Below are 17,612 nucleotides of genomic sequence, written 5' to 3' on the forward strand. Positions count from 1 at the left end.
CTTAAACTACAATTACAGTTCTTGAGCACCAAGCTCGCATTGTCTACAATGACGCACTTTTTATTTATATCAGGTCATAAAAATGAGCGATTCTAACTCTAAACCAGCTTTGCCAGATCATCTAGCATGCAACCCTCGTAGCCCACACCATGTGGCAGAGTGTTTTGAGCACCAAATCGGTATTCGTCTAAACGGCAAAGAGCGTACCGATGTAGAAGAATACTGCATCAGTGAAGGTTGGGTTAAAATTCCTTCACCAAAAGCTTTGGATCGTCGTGGCCAGCCAATCCTTATTACTCTAAAAGGTACGGTTGAAGTTTACTATGTATAAGTAGCATCCCTGTTACTTATTAATTCACATATAGAGCCTCGAGCTATTTGGGCTCTATATGTTTCAGATATCTAATTACCCATTTTATTCTTATCTTTGTTACACCGGACTTCCTAATTCCCGTGCAGACTTAATGACTTCTTAGCTTGGCCTGTTAATTGCTAGTTTTATATGAAATCAGATTATCAGATATAGGTAGGGTGTACGCATACTCTCTGCTTAATTGTTTATCTGGAGGCAAATATGAAAGGTACGTATCTAGAAACTGTGTCTTTTAATATCGTGCTAGGCACAGACCTCTTCCACCATACACCAACAGAGTTGTTAGCTATCTTCGAGCGTAAACTATGCCGCTCATTAAAAGAACGTAGCGAGTTTACTTTTCCAGCTGGCCGTCTGCATCGAAAGCAGAAGCGTAAACACATCAGGCTGTTAGTTGCTGATATTCGCAAATTGCGAAGCTTATCAATAGCCAATCAACATACCAGGCGATCCGCTGCAGGCGTAATTAAGCAAATGGGGGCTTGAGACCCAAAACCTCTATCACTTAATAGCCTACCGGCATTGCCGGGTAGGCTAAGTTGAGTGCTGCTGCCACTGAGTGATAACACTTCCAATTTGGACAAGTCATACGTGGTATTTGTGTTCGCGGAAATATTCGCTTCTGATTCAAATAGAAGCTCTATCGGCTCGAGTGCTGACAGTGTGACATTGACGAAAATGGTATTGGCAAAATCAGAGATATAAAATTGTTGAACGAGATTGTCATCACCAGTATGGGCTGAGAGTTCAGGTTCACCTTTGAGGAGTAGGGTTGTCTGGTGCGCTTCATTGCCAATAAGAGTCACACTACATAGGTTTTCTGCTGAGATTTGAAATAGCTCGCCTTGTAGATGAATTTCAATATCCATCAGCTCTTGCAAAGCACAATCAAGATCATATTGGGTAAATACGGTGACTTTCTGGAACCTTTCTCTAGCCTTGAACATTGTCTCTCACACTTTAGGGATGACTTATTTTACTTGTAATAAGTGAGGTTAATAAGAAGCTGAATCCTAAAGAGATAGAGCGAATATTTCTAGATAATAAGTTTTATGCAAACGATGAATTTTGATGATTGAAATGATAACCGAACAGTTTGAAGTAGCTTGGGTATCAATAATAAAAAACACCGCCGATAGAAGGCGGTGTTTTAGATGTATCAAGAGTCTTGACGATAGGGGTTACTGAACCACTTCGCCGCTTTCGATAACGGTTTTACGTACTTTATCCGCAAACTCAAGTGCTTCTTCACGGATCTTATCTTCATCAACGGTGGTCATGGTGCGATCTTTCATCAAGACTTTACCATCTACAATTGTGTGCTTTACGTTTGCCGCATAGGCCGAGTAAACCAGCGCAGAGTAAGGGTTGTAGACTGGTACCATGTTAGGCGCTTTAGTATCAACAACGATGATATCTGCCAATTTACCTACTTCTAGCGAGCCGATTGTATCTTCCATATGAAGTGCGCGTGCAGCACCAATGGTCGCCATCTCAATGACTTTCATTGGCGGCATAGCAGCGCGGTCTTGGTTTACAAGCTTATGGACTTTAGCAACCTGGTTAAATTCATCCATGGTAGAGATGGTGTTACCTGACATAGGACCATCAGTACCTAGACCGATACGTAGGCCTTCTTCCTGCATTTTCATTGCTGGAGAAACACCTTTTGCCGATTTGATGTTCGCACTCATGTTGTGTGCAATACCAACATCATGCTTTTTCAGTAATTCAATGTCGCTGTCGCTAACGTTGATTACGTGTGCACCAACAAGGTTTGGTGTTAGGGCACCGATGTCGGCCATGTACTCAACCGGAGATAGACCGCCACTACGCTCAGCAATCACCTGATCTTCACGATCAGACTCTGCAAGGTGGATCAATACAGGCACATCGTACTTCTTCGATAGCTCAGTGATCTTCTGCAGTGTTTCTGTGGTGTTAGTGTAAGGTGCGTGCGGGGCAAATGCTGGCGTGATGCGAGGGTGGTCTTTATATTCCTCGATGAAGTTTACGGCATACTTGATGCCTTCCTCAGCGTTAGCAGCATCAGCAACTGGGAATTTGATAACCGTTTCACCCAAAATGGCACGCATACCGATTTCATCAACCGTTTTCGCCACTTCATCTTCGAAGTAGTACATGTCTGCATAGGTGGTTACGCCACCTTTAAGCATTTCGACGTTACCTAGCTGAGCACCGATTCGCACCATGTCGCGAGAAACCAGTTTTTTCTCTAGTGGGAAGATATAGCGGTGTAGACGATCTGGCACATCATCAGCAAGAGAGCGGAATACTGTCATGGATACGTGGGTGTGCGTGTTGATAAGACCCGGCATGACAATGTCGCCATCAGCGTCGATAACTTTCTTCGCCTCAAACTCTTTAAGGTCGCTGCCATCGGTTACTGCGACAATTTTATTTTCTTTAACAGCAACAAGACCGTTTTCATAAACGTTCTTGCCTTCATCCATGGTGAGGACAGTGGCGTTTTTGATTAGCAAGTCGACATTTTCAGCGGCTACGCTGGTTGCACTAGCAAGAGAAGCTGCAGCAAGAGAAACCGCTACAAGAGTTTTTTTGAACATGAGTATCACCAGACATCAATGAAATTGCGCAGATGATACCTAATAGCAATGTATTGAAAATCAGTATTGCATGCTCTGATTACAATCTGTGAGCATGGTCACTGTATTGGCGGGTGGTTACTTACAAAGTGAATAATAAAGCAGCGAAAAGACAGGGCGAAACGTTTGCGTCGCCCCGTACTGATTATTTATTGCTGTTTCAGATGTTGCTTACGTAATGCATATACCATCCAAATAGTCAGCACACTGCTACATAACGGTAGAGCGATCCAGACACCGTCAACACCGAGCAGTTTTGCTAGGCCAAAAATGAACAGGCTGATCAGGATCAGCTTGCCGCCTGACAACATAGAGGCTTCGCGAGCGCGGTTGATCGATTGGAAATAGGTTGCGCCGACCAGCAACATGCCTTCCATGGGTAAGCCCCAGAAATAGTGCTGGATGCCATTAACCGCAACAGGGTGTAAGGCAGGGTTATCGCCAGCAAAAGCGTATACAAGCCAATCTGGCTGACTGTAAATAAAGGTGACCCCAAGTAGTGCAAACCCAAGCGTTGTCGCAAAGGCGAGGTTTCTGACGGCTATAACCCGGTCGTGTCTTCCTGCCCCCGTGTTGTAGCTGGTGATCGGTTGGATCCCCAATGCGATCCCTTCGAAAATAAGATAGAAGAAGGCCTCGGTGTAACTCACAATCCCGTATGCCGCGACATGGATTGGTTTTCCGACCCATAGAAAGGCTTTATTGTGCAGGGTAAGTACCACAGACAAATACAGGTACATCAGCAGGCTTGAGAAACCTAGTTGGCAAATCTGACCAACATCGTGCCACCTTAAATGGAGTGTTTGCCAAGTAATCCGCAGCTGACTTTTGTTTGAGAAAAAGTGCTGAAGGCAAAGCAGGGCTGTTGCGAGCTGTGACAGCATGGTGGCAATGGCCGCACCGGTAAGTCCCCATGGAATAACAACAATAAATAACCAATCCAGTACGACATTCAACACACCACCAAGGATCATGATTATGGTGACACGGTTGGGTTGTCCGTCATTTCGTAACAGGGCTGAAAACGCCATCGAGATGATTGGGAATGCTCCGAGGGTGAAGTACCAAAACAGATAGTCAGACGCCATCTGTAAAATTTCACCTTCTGCCCCTAACCAGCGCAGTAATGATTCGCCATAAAGCACGCCTAGGGTACAGGTGATGATCGATATCACAAGACATAGTGATAGGGCATTACCTACAATATTCTTTGCTTGCTGTTCATTGCCTTCACCTAATTTTATCGACACCAGCGCAGAGGCCCCCATGCCGACCATGGCTCCAAGTGCATAGAGGACCGAACCAATAGGGTAACCAAGCATAATGCCAGCAAGGCCATTTTCGCCGATGAAATGGCCGACAAACATGCCGTCAATGGCCACGTAGATGCCGGTAACTAGCATGGCGGCAATAGTGGGGACGGTATAGCGCAAGAAAAGGCGACCGATCGACTCTTCCTTTAACGATAGGTGTGACGCTGATGACATGGTTTACTACTTATGCAAGGGGATAAAGGCACTCAATAAGAGGTATTTATGTACTGTCTTATTGTTCGTTTCACGCTTTAGCGGATGGTGGAGATGGTATTCACCGAGAGATATATGATGTTCGTTATGTAGTTGCTCCGCGACGCAGTCAGTGGAGCCCAGTAGCTTGATACCTTCAGTGGCATATTCTTCCACATTTTCTGGCAACTGACCCAACCACCAAGCAGGGATCTCTTTACTGGCTTTGCTGCGATCAAACCAATGATCGGCAACGACCACAATGTAGGTTGGCTTTACCGGTGCTAGAGAGGTTCTGACATCCGCTATGGTTTTAATAAGGCCCTGTCTGCAAGCCTTGTTGGCGCTTAGCAAACGGTGCGCAACAACAGCAATGGTGAAATCTGTCGTGTCGATAACAAAAACAGGCTGAGATATTTGTTCGTCGTTTTTGTGCTGCGAAAAGTGAGCGTCGAGTTCTGCCTGCTGGAGGGTTGCCATTATCCTACGGCACAGCGCTTTGCCAAGGTGGTTTTCACGCATGCCGCGGTTGTGGACCGTCGGATAGTGCTGCGCGCACAACTTTGAGCAGTCCTGCTGAAACTGCTCAATGCTTGTTGAAAGGTAATCAGAAATTAGTTGTTCAGATAACAAGGTTGCCCCACTAGCTCACTGCAAGACTGGAGTGGGAAACCTTTTTCTCCAGTCTAAAAGTCCGGTTCGGACGTAGATTTATATATCGTATCAGAAAATTAGCGAACAGCACCTACTATCAGCAGTTTACTGAGTGTAAAACAGTGACTTATTTAACACGAACTGGATTAAATCTAGCTGCGAACCCTTTAGTAAACGTCTTATAGCGAAAGGCTAATAGCCCGATAGAGATACCAATATAAATAATGGGTTCGATCAGCCCTGATTTTACCGACCAGATGTAGTGAATCGGTGCGAGCAAAGTGGCTAAGTACACCCAGTTATGCAGCTTTTGCCATTGTTTCCCCATACGACGCTGAATAGCTTGGGTTGAGGTTACTGCAAGGGCGAATAAAATCACCCAGCTGACTGCGCCGACAGTGAGGTACGGCCTGCTCACTATCTCGTCGATGACCAATGACCAATTAAAATTTAAATCAAGCGCAACATAACCTGTTAAATGAAGAACAGCCCAGAAAAAGCAGTACAAGCCCAATAAGCGGCGCACCCGGACGAGCATTCCCGCTTTCAATAGTTTGGCTATAGGTGAAATACATAAAGTCAGTAGTAGGGTATTCAGTGCAGCCTTACCGGTGAAGTGGCTGATCCCCTGTATAGGATCAGCGCCCAAACCGCCGGTAAGCGTTAGATATACCAATTGGGCGATAAAGATAAGCGAAACACCGTGTATCAGAGCTTTAAGCCAAAACACTTGGCGTGGCGTTATCTTCAATCGCCATTTCATCGTCATTGGTAATGGCATTGTGTTCTCCTGTCCAATATCAAAGAGAAATTTAGGGTCACTTAGAAATTACGTTTAAGATCCAGACCCTTATACAGTGAGGCAACTTGCGCCTCGTAGCCGTTAAACATTTTGGTAGGTTCACGGCGACTACTAAAGATACTGCCTTCACCAATAAATCGCTCACTTGCTTGGCTCCAGCGAGGGTGGTCAACCCTTGGGTTCACATTGGCGTAAAAACCATATTCGTTAGGTGCCAGAATATTCCACGTAGTCGGTGGCTGCTTGTCAGTTAGGGTAATTTTGACCACAGACTTTATGCTTTTGAAGCCATACTTCCATGGCACAACCAGTCTTATGGGAGCACCATTCTGCGGGGCCAGTGTTTTGCCATAAAGACCTACGGATAAGAGGGTGAGTGGGTTCATGGCTTCATCCAGTCGTAATCCTTCTACATATGGGTAATCAATACCACCGCCTAGGCGGCGGGAGGCTTGGCCTGGCATTTGTTTGGGGTCGTATAAGGTTTCAAAGGCCACATATTTCGCGTTACTGAGTGGCCCAGCTTTTCTTAACAACGAGGCGAGGGGAAAACCTAACCAAGGAATATTCATCGACCAGGCTTCAACACAGCGCAGGCGATAAATACGTTCTTCGATAGGAAAAGAGTTAAAGATATCTTCATAGCCCAAGGTGATTGGATTACTGACCAGTCCCCCGATTTCGATATTCCATGGATTGGTGTTGAAGTTCTGGGCTCTCTCAGCTGGATCTGACTTGTCCGTCCCAAATTCATAGAAATTGTTATATTGCAGTACTTTGTCTTCAGGGGTCAGTGATAGTGCCTTGTTAGAATAAGGCGACGGGCGTGAAGTCAGTACACGACGTTTATCAACTGGAGCCTCTTTCTTGCCAAAGCTATCAAAAAGTCCTGCTTGGGCGGTTTGTGCTAGGGGTAAGCTTGCCGCAGTAATACCCAATGCTTTTAAAATCGTACGCCTTTGCTTGTAGACAGCCTCTGGTGTGGCCTCGTTCTCACTCAGTGATAGTGGTGAGGTTTTTTTAATTAGCATTGAATAATCCTTTACCAAAGATGATGTTAAACAAGTAGACCTAGCCACATATAGAAAAATTTCACGTTCAAGTGGGATTTCGTTGGTTTTCATGACTAAACCGCGTAATGTCTGCGATCTTGGTCTAAGGTCGATACGTTGTAATCACGGTTCGTGTTTTAAAACAAACTGAGTATTTTTCTGACCTAGAAAAAGAATAGTGGGAAATCAAAGTGATATGTCTGAAATGAATGAATTTAATGCCAATCTTGAGTTGCAACACATCTACCTAGAAGCGCACAGCGAACGTTATTACTCCCTAGGGCAGTACTTCGAGGCATACTATTGCTATCGACATAACCTTGTGACTCGGCAAGGAAAACCAGATTGGCAGCAGCTGTTCGCTTTTGCCAAGGCTTCAGTGCAAGCTAAGGCATGCTCGACGCGTAAAGAGACTATTAAGGAATTGGTTCTTCCTGTTTCCGTTCTGACCGGAAAACTCAAAGCCTTAGTTCGTGATGATGAACTATCTGTGGAAACTATCGGAAAGCTATTGGATGAGCAGTTAGATTACGTGATCCTGTCACGCAGTGAATTGAAGAAGATCTGCCTGTTGGGCTATGAAAACCGCATGCCGGCATCTTTTTATCAGCGAGGTAGCACGGAATATCAGAATCCAATGAGTCGTTTTAATTTGGCAGAGATCCAATTTTAAGCAAAGAGAGCTTATTTTAAGCCAATAGTTGCTCATCTTCAGTTTTTGTTTAGAGTCTTTGTCCTAAACTGTCTGAAACACAAGGAGTTTTAGACAGTATGATCATTGAGGGAACCGTTGGGGCTAAGTCGGCATTAGTTGTTGAGGGTGGGGCAATGCGCGGTATTTTTGCTGCTGGAGTGCTCGACCATTTTCATAATATTAAGCACCGCCCATTTGATTTCTGCATTGGCGTATCTGCCGGTTCAACGAATTTAGCCGCATGGCTGGCAAATCAGCCTGGCCGTTCACACCGCGTCATTACCGATTACTCTTGCCGCAAGCCGTTCATTGACTTACCGAGATTTATCCGTGGGGGGCACTGGCTAGACATTGACTGGCTTTGGGATATCACGATTGATGAAATTCCTATTGATGGCTGGGAGCTCGAGCAGCAACCGATTCCTCTTTTTGTGGTCACCACCAATGTGACAACTGGGGATGCCCATTATATTCAAGCGACAGAGCATAACCTCAACCAGTTATTAAAAGCGTCTTGTGCTGTTCCAATCGCTTATCGCCATTACCCTGAAATGGATGGTTTCAACATGACCGATGGTGGTGTGGCTGACTCTATTCCGGTCATTAAAGCGTATGGTATGGGAGCTCGGGATATAACCGTTGTGCTTTCAAGGCCGCATGGTTACCGAAAAAAAGCACCGAAGAGCCAGTGGTTAGTCAGGAAACTACTTAAGAGTAATCCTTGCTTGGCAGAGGCAATGATGAAACGTGCAGATACGTATAATCAGGCCATTGATTTTATAGAGAACCCTCCAGAAGACTGCCGTATTCGTGTCATAGTACCTCCACGTGAGTTTGAGGTCGGGCGAGTTACGACCGATAGCCAAAAATTACAAAAGGGCTATGAGCAAGGTATAGCGGCGGCTAAGCAGCTTATACTCTAGCTAATCTAGGTATGTGAAATACAGGTAGTGACTCATTATGATGAAAACACTGCAGCTTGGTTTCTCAGGTAGCTGTTATTGGTGCATGGAAGCGGTGTTCCAATCCCTTGACGGTGTGATATCAGCAGAGCAGGGCTGGATGAGTTCGCGCAATACTGATGATCGCTATGAGGCTGTTTTGGTTGAATACGATCCGCTTACAATCTCTGTACAGGTTTTGGTCGGCGTTCATCTTTATACTCATCATTGCACATCTGATCATGCGCTCCGTCGCCGTTATCCTTCCGCCGTTTATGCTTTTACAGAACAACAAAGAGCAGTAGCTATGGAAGCCATAAACATCTACCAGGCAGACTTTAGCGACCAAATGCTGACGCGAGTTGAAGAGGCCGGAGATTTTATCCCCTGTGATGATGAAAAACAGAATTACTATTTCAACCATCCTGAGCGGCCATTCTGCGAAGGGCAGATTATGCCCAAACTGAAAATACTACTGGCAAAATTTGGTGATCATGTCAGTGCTGACAAGAGAAAGGTCATTGAGGAGGGTAGTTAAGTCCGGTCTCATTCTGATAGCCGCTAATGAAAAAAAGCGGATCCGAAGATCCGCCAATAAGAGCTAGTGAGTTATGGTTATTTTTATCTTAAGCCGCGCCGATAATGCCGCCATCGGTACGGGTGATTCGAATGACAGAAGAGCGTGGGATAGTGTTACCGCCATCAGGGAAGTGAGACGGCGCTAAATCTTCACCTGGATGCTGGACGCCAATGAACATGGTTTTCTGGTCTGGACTGAACGTCAGGCCTGTAATTTCACAAGCGATCGGCCCGGTCAAGAAGCGGCGTACTTCACCACTTTCAGGGTCACCGCACAGCATTTGGTTGTTACCCATGCCGGCAAAGTCACCTTCGTTGGAATATTTACCGTCGGTTTGGATCCACAAGCGGCCGGCGTTATCGAAGCCAATACCATCAGGACTGTTGAACATGTTGTCGGCATTAATATTGTCGCTACCTGCCATTAGGCCTTCATGCACGGTAGGATTGCCAGCAATAAGGTACAAATCCCAGTCGAAGTTGTTTGACGTGTGATCTTTGCCTGAAGGCATCCAGCGGACAATGTGGCCATATGGGTTCTTTTCACGTGGATTGACAGCGTCAACTGGTTGGTTAGCTTTAACACCACGGTATTTATTGTTGGTCAGGGTGCAGAAAACGTTTTGGTTTTTCGGGTTTACTGCAACCCATTCAGGGCGGTCCATAGTGGTTGCACCGACCTGTGTTGCTGCTTTGCGGGCAAAGATCAGCACATCTGCTTGGCTGTTAAAGCCATTCTCTTTGGTAAGCCCGTTTTTACCAAACGTCAGCTCAATCCATTCACCTTTACCTTGTAGCTCACCGTCTTTGGCGTTGAACTTAGCAACGTACAATGTGCCTTCATCAAGTATATCGCGGTTAGCGCTTGGGTTGCTGGCATCGTATTTGTTCTTAGAGACAAAGCGGTAGAGGTGCTCACCACGCTCATCATCACCTAAGTAAACCACCACATAACCGTCGCTGTTGATGGTTAACGCGGCATTTTCATGCTTGAAACGGCCAAGTGCTGTGCGCTTCTTCGGTGTTGAATTTGGATTCATTGGATCGATTTCAACAACCCAACCGTGGCGATGAGGTTCATTAGGGGTTTTTGCAAGGTCAAAACGCTCGTCGTGCTTGAACCAGTCATAACCTGAGCCCTTAGTGTTGATACCGTAACGGGCGTAGTTGCTGTCTAAAGCCGGTGTTTCTTTCGAGCCGAATAAACCGTTGAAGTTTTCTTCACAGGTAAGGTAAGTGCCCCATGGTGTCTCGCCATTTGCACAGTTGTTAAAGGTACCAAGCACTTTGGTTCCTTTAGGGTCTGCGGCTGTTTTCAACTGGTCATCACCAGCAGCAGGGCCGGTTAATTCCATTTCGGTGTTGGCAGTGATACGACGGTTTAATCGGCCATCAAGATTGACTTCCCATTTGCCATTTACTTTCTTCAATTCAACGACTGAGATGCCATGCGCATTCTGGGACTTCAGTACGTCGTCTGCAGACATTTCTTTACCTTGGTGGGCAAACAGATACTCGTGGTTGGTATATTCATTATTGATGGACAGGACACCACGATCATCGCTGATCTGAAAGAAGGTCATCCCATCGTTATTGTCACCAAACTGGCGGGCTTGCGCTTTGCTATCTGCATTTTGGCTAAAGGCGGGTGCATCTTTGAAAAGAGGATCTCCCCATGAGATAAGTACGTCAGCTTGATAGCCTTTTGCAACGATTACTTTATCTTCAGTCGAAGCTGGAATCGCTTCGAAGCCGATAAGCGCGTTGCTGTTTTTCGATGCTGCAATTGCGCTAGAAAGCGGGGAGGCTCCGAAAAAAGCGACAGTACTGGCTGCAGACGTGGCTTTAAGAAACTGGCGGCGGTTCAGGCCTTTTTCGATGATTTGGTTAAACTCTGGCTCTGCTCGTTGAGAGAAGTCCGTCTTAGCGCTCATTATATTGCTTCCTTTTTATTATCGCATTTTAAGGCTGTTATGCATTATGTTGGCTGTATGCTAGCGGTTGATTGTGACAGAAATGTATAACTTTAGTGAAAGTAACTTTACGCTACGGAGCCAATTGATAGAGTTCAGCGCAAACGTTTGCCTTTAATTGTTTCAAAATGTTTCAGGTGTCGCTTTTTTCAAATTACAACGTTGAATTCAAAACTTAGATCATTAAAATCCGCGCCCAAGAATTATTAAATTGTATATTTTTGGTGAGACGGACCAAAAGTTTCTACTTCAGGACCTATTCCTGAAACTACAATTTATCTGTAGCCGGTTGGTTATACACCTTGGTTCAGATGTCTTGCTCTAAGTATCTATTTAATAATATCTTTCCTGTGCTTTTTACCCTTAGGGATTTGTTGTGAATTTGGAAAAGATATTTAAGCTTTCTGAGCGAAAGACAACTGTTTCGACAGAAATGTATGCTGGTTTTATTACCTTTTTGGCGATGAGCTACATCCTCGCAGTTAACCCAGCTATTTTAGGGGATATCCCTGGGATGGATAAGGGCGCGCTTTTCACTGCAACCGCGATTGCATCTGGTCTAGCAACATTAGTGATGGGCATTTGGGGTAATTATCCCGTTATGCTAGCGCCGGGCATGAGTATGAACGGCTTCTTTAAGGGGATCTTGCTAAGTGGTGCAATCGCTCTTGTATGGCACGAGGCACTGCTGGGTATCTTTATTTCCGGTATTATTTACCTACTGCTTAGCATGACTTCAATCCGTAAGAGCTTGATTGAAGCTATTCCTGAAGATCTCAAACTGGCTATTTCGGTTTCTCTTGGTCTGTTCATTGCCTTCCTTGGCCTAAAAAACGCGGGAATCATCGTATCCAACCCTATCATTCTTGTCAGCCTTGGTGATATTCGCGACCCGCAAGTTGCGATTGCATACATCTCAATTTTCATCGCACTGGCTTGTATGATCCGTAACATCAAGTTGGCCACCTTCTTTGCCTTCATTTCAGCGATTGCACTTACAGTGGTTGCTGATGTTGTGATGGGGACGAACAATGCCCCGATCCCTGACTCGATTGTTTCCCTTCCGCCAAGTATTGCACCGACGTTTGGTCAAATATTCGATTTTTCTGGCTTTACACCCGAAAAGCTATTTGATTTGGTATTTGTTGTGCTGGTCTTCTTGATCGTCGATTTCTTTGATGGTCTTAGCACTATCGTCGGCGTTGGACGCGATGCGGGTATCATAGATAAAGACGGCAAAGTGCCTAATGCAAAATCAGCGCTAGTGGCAGATGCTGGTGGTACGGTCGTTGGTGCGGTATTAGGTACGACATCGGTAACGGCGTTCTCTGAGTCAGGTATTGCATCCTCTCAGGGAGCGAAGACTGGTCTGAGTGCGGTTGTTGTGGCTGGACTGTTCTTTGCTTCATTATTCTTCTACCCAATCTTCTCGGTCTTTTCTGCGGCGATGGTTGCACCAGCAATGGTCGTTGTCGGTATCTACATGATCGGTAGAATCGCGAAGATTCGCTGGGATGTAATTGAAGTCAGAATCGCGTCCTTCTTTACGATTATGTTTACTGTGCTGTCATTCTCTCCAGCGAATGGTATGGCGATGGGCTTTGTTAGCTACGCATTCTCTATGGTTGTTGCAGGTAAAGCGAAAGAGGTTCACCCAGTGATTTATTCTCTGGCTGCTATGTTCCTCGCTTACCTATTGTTCATCTAGTACGAACAGAAAGCACATTGTCTAAAGCGGCCTTAAGGCCGCTTTTTGCGTTAGAAAGCGTCACACCTATAATTTGATTGCCGGGTTACAAGTAAAAATGTGACCTATAGAAGCAATAATGGTTAGTTCACAAAATAAATTGCTTATTGTTTTATGCTATGGGTGACCATAAAACTAACATTAATTGGTTAAAGTTTGTTCTTTAGCCTTTGATTTATAGCAAAACTTGACACTCTAGGGGTGGAAATGGTTTGATCTACACATCACCTTATTATTTACAGGGCTAACTATTTTGTGGCGCGGCTTTACTGAAACATTATCTGGCCCATCAGGCTAATCTTACTGATGGGGCAGATAATGCTTCCGAAAGGCTTCGGTGCAGTTTTAGGGAAATACAATGAAAAAAGTTGATAAATACAGCATAGATAATACGGATTATACGGTAGGGCAGGATAACATCCAGAAGTGGGGGTTTGATGTGCATAACCCTGTGTTCGGAACCAGTGCTGGCTTAATCGTTCTCTTTATTGTTGCGGTACTAGTGAGCGACCCAACGTCAGCGAAGGCGGCTTTGGATGGGGTTAAAAACGGCATCATCAATAGCTTTGATGCTTTGTTCCTTTGGGCGGGTAATATTTTTGTTATCTTCTGTCTGGGTCTTATCTTCTCGCCATTCGGTAAAATCCGTATCGGTGGTCAAGAAGCTGAAACTGATTACTCACGTATGTCATGGCTAGCAATGCTATTTGCTGCCGGAATGGGTATCGGTCTAATGTTCTGGAGTGTGGCTGAGCCAGTGGCTTACTACACCGGTTGGTTTGGGACTCCTCTTAATGTTGACCCGAATACGCCTGCTGCTATTGAGCTTGCGCTTGGCGCGACCATGTACCACTGGGGCCTACACCCTTGGGCCATTTATGGTGTCGTAGCACTTTCTCTAGCATTTTTTGCCTACAACAAAGGCCTACCTTTATCGATTCGCTCAATTTTCTACCCAATGCTTGGCGATCGTGTTTGGGGCTGGCCTGGTCACGTTATTGATATCTTCGCGGTAATCGCCACCTTGTTTGGTCTGGCAACATCCCTTGGCTTAGGTGCACAGCAAGCTGCAAGTGGTATTGAACACGTGTTTGGGATCTCTGGTGGTATTGGCCTGCAAATCGCAGTTATCGCGATTGTGACCTTGCTTGCGGTGATTTCTGTTGCTCGTGGTATTGATGGTGGTGTGAAGCTGCTAAGTAATATCAACATGCTTATCGCATTGGCATTGTTGGTATTTGTTACTCTTGCTGGTTTCGCTATTTCAATGGGTACTGTGCCGACTACAGTAGCGGGCTATGCGAAAAACTTCTTTGCATTAAGTAACCCTCATGGCCGTGAAGATGAAGCATGGCTGCATGGCTGGACTGTTTTCTACTGGGCTTGGTGGGTGTCTTGGTCTCCATTTGTAGGCATGTTTATTGCCCGAATCTCAAAGGGCCGTACTGTCCGTGAGTTTATGATTGCTGTACTGATTGTACCTACGCTGGTGACTACACTGTGGATGTCTGTATTTGGTGGCCAAGCCATTGATCAAGTGATTAATGGTATCGGTATTCTTGGCGAGAACGGACTGACCTCAGTACCGCTAGCGATGTTTGAAATGTTTGAATCGTTGCCGCTGAGTAACTTGCTGTCTGTGACTGCGATTATTTTGGTTATGGTGTTCTTTATCACCTCTTCGGATTCTGGCTCACTGGTTATCGATAACATTACGGCTGGTGGTAAGATTGACTCACCAATGCCACAGCGCGTCTTCTGGGCATTTATCGAGGGTGCTGTTGCTGCTGTTCTACTTTATGTTGGTGGTACTGAAGCTATCGAAGCGCTTCAAGCGGGTGCAATTTCAACCGCACTACCGTTCGTATTCATTCTGTTGCTAATGTGTGTCAGCCTTATCATGGGCTTCACCACAGAGAAGTATCAGAAATAAAGACATTTCTCGATGAGACAAAAACGCCGTCATTATGACGGCGTTTTTTTATATCTTGATAAAGGGAAATGAGTTACAGCCAGATTTCTGAAATAGGCGTATCCGGTGTGAAGTGATAGGCAATCTGTGCTTGAAGTAGCTCTGCAGTGGCGAGGGCATCAGTCACTGCGTGGTGAGGCGCGTAATCTGGGAGACTGTAACGCTGTCTTGAACGCGCAAGTCGCACTGAACCAGGTCGGTTGCCTTTCAATCGATTGATGAGTCCACCATTAAAGCGCTGTTGAACCGCCATCTCTATTGCCATGGTATCGACGACCGGGAAGTGTATCCCTTCTTCTAATCGGCTGATCAGAGCTTGATTCATAAACTCACGTTCGATTTTTTGATAATGAACCACCACAATTTTACCAGCTAGGGCATTGAGTACCCGCTCTAAGACTTTCAGTAAGTCAGGGGCATTCTCTACGTCGGAGTCAGTAATACCGTGGATGATCACCGATTCCTCGTTTAGAGGTCGATGAGGGTTTACCATCCATTCGGCCGATTCTCTACACCGGATCCGCTGTAGGGTGAATGGCACGAGGCCAATACTGATGATTTCGTCTTTCTTGGGATCAAGCCCCGTTGTTTCGAAATCTAGCGCAACGAATGGCACCTCACTAAGCGGTGTATCACCACTAATCATCGGTGTGGAATAGAAGTTTTTTAGTCTTTCATCCCGAGTTTTGTCGAGAAGAGTCTGAAAAAACGTTGGCCAATCCGGTGTACTGCGTGTATTCAGTAGCTGTCGGTGTTGCTTGGGTTTGTTTACTGTCATACTGCTTATCACCGACGGTTACCTTGGTAACGGAATTTAATGAAGTTCTGAGCATTACTCAGGATTTGGAATGCTGCTTTAAGGTTACGGCGTTCAAAGTCGGACATGTTTTCTGGCTCGATACTGTTATCAGCTTCAATACCCGCTTCAATATCTAATGCTTGGTGACGGATACGCACCATGTAGATCAGCTCCATCGCATCTCGTAAATCTTGTCCTCGACCTTTAGGCAAAATGCCTGCTTCTATCACATCGTCTAGTCGCTCGAATGAGTTTTGCGAGCGTGAGCCGACTGCAAGGGCGTGAACACGGATTAGGTCTGCCAACGGAGCGGTACCGCGTCGCTTGAGGTTAATCGAGTTATTGTGTCTGCCGTCTTTTTCCATCACAAAGTCTTTGAAGAAGCCAAGAGGTGGTGTTCGGCTAATGGCATTACGGGCCAAACAGGCCAAAAAGCGGTTATTTTTTCGTGCCCGGCGAACAACGAAGCTGTTAAGTTGCTCAGCCCATTTCTCTCGACCACAGACGCCGGACAAGTCAAAGAAGATTGAACTGTTAAGCAGGGCTTGCGGTTTAGGGTTATCAATCCACTCGGCAAAACATTCCTCCCATTGTGAACGTGTTTTCCTCCACTCAGGATTAGTCGCCATGATATCACCAGTACAGTAACTGTAACCACATGCAGCAAGGCCGTCGCAAACGAACTTGGCGAATTTTTCAAAATATTCACCATGCAGGGCTTCGTCATAGCTGTCATCAAGGATCAAGGCATTATCCTGATCGGTCACAATCAGCTGCTCATCCCTTGCCATCGAGCCCATAGCCATCAGGCAGAATGGAATTGGAGCAGGGCCTAGTTCCTCAAGCGCTAATTCGGCAAGGCGTTGTTTGAAACTGCGGCCAATGACCGACAGGGCGCTGCCTATCATATGGGCATTGGCGTCTTCATTAACCATACGTACGAAACAGTTTTTAACTTCTTCGGAGACAACCTGCAGTTCTTCAACGGTTTGCTGCTGGAAGATAGTACTTACCAGCAATAGGCTGTTTTGAGATTCATAACGGACGATATCGGTTAAGCCTATGATACCTATTGGGTGTTTGTTTCTTAACACCGGAAGGTGATGCACGTTGTAGCGAAGCATGGTGAGCATGGCTTCAAAGACATACGCATTATAATCAAGCGAAATCAACTCTGTACTCATGACTTCGGAAACCGGCGCTGAGGTATCTAGGCCCTTGGCGATGACTCGAGCGCAAAGATCACGATCAGTGATGATGCCGACCAATGGGTCATAATCGTCATCATCATCATTATCGCTTGGTTCAACAATGAGCATTGCCGAGATGTTCTCTTCCGCCATGGTGATTGCGGCAGTTTGAATGCTTTCGTCTCGGCTGGTTGTGACTGGGTCACGTGAAAGCAGTGTGCGAACCTTGGACGTGGTTAGATCGTTTTCTTTTGCTTGGGTTGAAACGACATTGCGTAATCTTGCGCTATCTTCTAACTCAACGAAATCAGCAAAGGTATCGTGCTCATCACACAGTTTGTTGAAGATGTCCTCAGGAATACAATACACCAGAGTATCTTCGATGGCGCGGGCTGGCATCCTGACTTTGTTGTTCATCAACAACCCCATTTGACCGAACAAATCACCTTCATCAATCCGGTTATATAGTTCACCCTTACGCCGGTATATCTCTACAGCACCGCTTCTGATGATATAGAGATCATGAATTTCGTCACCGAAGTTCAGGATCATCGTGTCGGCGCGGTAATAGGCGACTTCAACGCTATGGGTGATTTCTTTTAATGACTCTTCCGGGAGTACCTTAAAAGGAGGGTATTGGCTGATAAAATTGAGAATTTCCAGCTGTTCGGCTTCCATCGTTTGATCCGTAATGCTTTTGGAGA

Annotated in this window: 15 protein-coding genes and 1 riboswitch; of the genes, 6 read left to right on the forward strand and 9 right to left on the reverse strand. The window is 45.7% G+C overall.

Annotated features, from left to right (window positions below):
• The first annotated feature begins 82 nt into the window (after nucleotides 1-82).
• A complete protein-coding gene (locus L4D79_RS02545) occupies nucleotides 83-331 on the forward strand; it encodes a DUF3297 family protein (RefSeq protein WP_107347666.1) in 249 nt (82 codons plus the stop codon).
• A 476-nt stretch (nucleotides 332-807) separates the two neighbouring features.
• On the opposite strand, the gene L4D79_RS02550 is transcribed toward L4D79_RS02545, so the two are convergent.
• The 6 genes from L4D79_RS02550 to msrP all read right to left on the reverse strand — a co-directional run bounded on the left by L4D79_RS02550 (nucleotide 808) and on the right by msrP (nucleotide 6,992).
• Nucleotides 808-1,320: a hypothetical protein gene (locus tag L4D79_RS02550; protein ID WP_428646941.1), complete on the reverse strand. Its 513-nt coding sequence runs from the start codon at nucleotides 1,318-1,320 to the stop codon at nucleotides 808-810.
• A 234-nt stretch (nucleotides 1,321-1,554) separates the two neighbouring features.
• Nucleotides 1,555-2,961: an amidohydrolase gene (locus L4D79_RS02555; RefSeq protein ID WP_428646944.1), complete on the reverse strand. Its 1,407-nt coding sequence runs from the start codon at nucleotides 2,959-2,961 to the stop codon at nucleotides 1,555-1,557.
• 188 nt (nucleotides 2,962-3,149) lie between these two features.
• On the reverse strand, nucleotides 3,150-4,487 hold the full coding sequence (locus tag L4D79_RS02560) for an MATE family efflux transporter (RefSeq protein ID WP_428646947.1): 1,338 nt from the start codon (nucleotides 4,485-4,487) through the stop codon (nucleotides 3,150-3,152).
• A 6-nt stretch (nucleotides 4,488-4,493) separates the two neighbouring features.
• Complete coding sequence (locus tag L4D79_RS02565; RefSeq protein WP_428646950.1) at nucleotides 4,494-5,138, reverse strand: hypothetical protein; 645 nt, start codon at nucleotides 5,136-5,138, stop codon at nucleotides 4,494-4,496.
• 148 nt (nucleotides 5,139-5,286) lie between these two features.
• The gene (msrQ, locus tag L4D79_RS02570) at nucleotides 5,287-5,940 is read right to left on the reverse strand and encodes a protein-methionine-sulfoxide reductase heme-binding subunit MsrQ (RefSeq protein ID WP_428646953.1); all 654 of its coding nucleotides are present in this window, start codon (nucleotides 5,938-5,940) and stop codon (nucleotides 5,287-5,289) included.
• Nucleotides 5,941-5,981: 41 nt separating this feature from the next.
• Nucleotides 5,982-6,992 (reverse strand): protein-methionine-sulfoxide reductase catalytic subunit MsrP, encoded by a 1,011-nt coding sequence (gene msrP / locus L4D79_RS02575; protein ID WP_428646956.1) that lies wholly within the window; start codon nucleotides 6,990-6,992, stop codon nucleotides 5,982-5,984.
• 217 nt (nucleotides 6,993-7,209) lie between these two features.
• On the opposite strand from msrP, the gene L4D79_RS02580 reads away from it, so the two are divergent.
• The 3 genes from L4D79_RS02580 to L4D79_RS02590 all read left to right on the forward strand — a co-directional run bounded on the left by L4D79_RS02580 (nucleotide 7,210) and on the right by L4D79_RS02590 (nucleotide 9,186).
• Nucleotides 7,210-7,686 (forward strand): hypothetical protein, encoded by a 477-nt coding sequence (locus L4D79_RS02580; protein WP_428646958.1) that lies wholly within the window; start codon nucleotides 7,210-7,212, stop codon nucleotides 7,684-7,686.
• A 98-nt stretch (nucleotides 7,687-7,784) separates the two neighbouring features.
• Nucleotides 7,785-8,630, forward strand: coding sequence for a patatin-like phospholipase family protein (locus tag L4D79_RS02585; RefSeq protein ID WP_428646960.1), 846 nt, complete (start codon nucleotides 7,785-7,787; stop codon nucleotides 8,628-8,630).
• A 37-nt stretch (nucleotides 8,631-8,667) separates the two neighbouring features.
• The gene (locus L4D79_RS02590; RefSeq protein ID WP_428646963.1) at nucleotides 8,668-9,186 is read left to right on the forward strand and encodes a peptide-methionine (S)-S-oxide reductase; all 519 of its coding nucleotides are present in this window, start codon (nucleotides 8,668-8,670) and stop codon (nucleotides 9,184-9,186) included.
• Between the two features lie 88 nt (nucleotides 9,187-9,274).
• Here L4D79_RS02590 and L4D79_RS02595 read toward each other — a convergent pair whose 3' ends face one another.
• A complete protein-coding gene (locus L4D79_RS02595) occupies nucleotides 9,275-11,161 on the reverse strand; it encodes a PhoX family protein (RefSeq protein ID WP_428646965.1) in 1,887 nt (628 codons plus the stop codon).
• 230 nt (nucleotides 11,162-11,391) lie between these two features.
• Nucleotides 11,392-11,491, forward strand: a riboswitch (purine riboswitch).
• Nucleotides 11,492-11,576: 85 nt separating this feature from the next.
• Here L4D79_RS02595 and L4D79_RS02600 point away from each other — a divergent pair.
• Together L4D79_RS02600 and L4D79_RS02605 are read left to right on the forward strand one after the other, a co-directional pair.
• Nucleotides 11,577-12,908 carry an NCS2 family permease gene (locus L4D79_RS02600; RefSeq protein ID WP_428646968.1) on the forward strand — a complete coding sequence of 444 codons (1,332 nt, stop codon included), beginning with the start codon at nucleotides 11,577-11,579 and terminating at the stop codon, nucleotides 12,906-12,908.
• Between the two features lie 397 nt (nucleotides 12,909-13,305).
• Nucleotides 13,306-14,880, forward strand: a complete 1,575-nt coding sequence (locus L4D79_RS02605) for a BCCT family transporter (RefSeq protein ID WP_428646970.1) — start codon at nucleotides 13,306-13,308, stop codon at nucleotides 14,878-14,880.
• Between the two features lie 73 nt (nucleotides 14,881-14,953).
• Here L4D79_RS02605 and L4D79_RS02610 read toward each other — a convergent pair whose 3' ends face one another.
• A complete protein-coding gene (locus tag L4D79_RS02610; RefSeq protein WP_428646973.1) occupies nucleotides 14,954-15,697 on the reverse strand; it encodes a 3'-5' exonuclease in 744 nt (247 codons plus the stop codon).
• Nucleotides 15,698-15,705: 8 nt separating this feature from the next.
• Nucleotides 15,706-17,586, reverse strand: a complete 1,881-nt coding sequence (locus L4D79_RS02615) for a DUF294 nucleotidyltransferase-like domain-containing protein (protein WP_428646975.1) — start codon at nucleotides 17,584-17,586, stop codon at nucleotides 15,706-15,708.
• Between the last annotated feature and the right edge of the window lie 26 nt (nucleotides 17,587-17,612).

The sequence above is a fragment of the Photobacterium satsumensis genome, from assembly GCF_050336935.1.
GTDB classification, from domain to species: Bacteria; Pseudomonadota; Gammaproteobacteria; order Enterobacterales; family Vibrionaceae; genus Photobacterium; species Photobacterium satsumensis.

What these genes read in the sequence shown, in the direction of transcription:
- L4D79_RS02545 (WP_107347666.1), top strand. Translation starts at nt 83, where the DNA reads ATGAGCGATTCTAACTCTAAACCAGCTTTGCCAGATCATCTAGCATGC.
- L4D79_RS02550 (WP_428646941.1), bottom strand. Translation starts at nt 1,320, where the DNA reads ATGTTCAAGGCTAGAGAAAGGTTCCAGAAAGTCACCGTATTTACCCAA.
- L4D79_RS02555 (WP_428646944.1), bottom strand. Translation starts at nt 2,961, where the DNA reads ATGTTCAAAAAAACTCTTGTAGCGGTTTCTCTTGCTGCAGCTTCTCTT.
- L4D79_RS02560 (WP_428646947.1), bottom strand. Translation starts at nt 4,487, where the DNA reads ATGTCATCAGCGTCACACCTATCGTTAAAGGAAGAGTCGATCGGTCGC.
- msrQ (WP_428646953.1), bottom strand. Translation starts at nt 5,940, where the DNA reads ATGCCATTACCAATGACGATGAAATGGCGATTGAAGATAACGCCACGC.
- msrP (WP_428646956.1), bottom strand. Translation starts at nt 6,992, where the DNA reads ATGCTAATTAAAAAAACCTCACCACTATCACTGAGTGAGAACGAGGCC.
- L4D79_RS02580 (WP_428646958.1), top strand. Translation starts at nt 7,210, where the DNA reads ATGTCTGAAATGAATGAATTTAATGCCAATCTTGAGTTGCAACACATC.
- L4D79_RS02585 (WP_428646960.1), top strand. Translation starts at nt 7,785, where the DNA reads ATGATCATTGAGGGAACCGTTGGGGCTAAGTCGGCATTAGTTGTTGAG.
- L4D79_RS02590 (WP_428646963.1), top strand. Translation starts at nt 8,668, where the DNA reads ATGATGAAAACACTGCAGCTTGGTTTCTCAGGTAGCTGTTATTGGTGC.
- L4D79_RS02595 (WP_428646965.1), bottom strand. Translation starts at nt 11,161, where the DNA reads ATGAGCGCTAAGACGGACTTCTCTCAACGAGCAGAGCCAGAGTTTAAC.
- L4D79_RS02605 (WP_428646970.1), top strand. Translation starts at nt 13,306, where the DNA reads ATGAAAAAAGTTGATAAATACAGCATAGATAATACGGATTATACGGTA.
- L4D79_RS02610 (WP_428646973.1), bottom strand. Translation starts at nt 15,697, where the DNA reads ATGACAGTAAACAAACCCAAGCAACACCGACAGCTACTGAATACACGC.
- L4D79_RS02615 (WP_428646975.1), bottom strand. Translation starts at nt 17,586, where the DNA reads ATGGAAGCCGAACAGCTGGAAATTCTCAATTTTATCAGCCAATACCCT.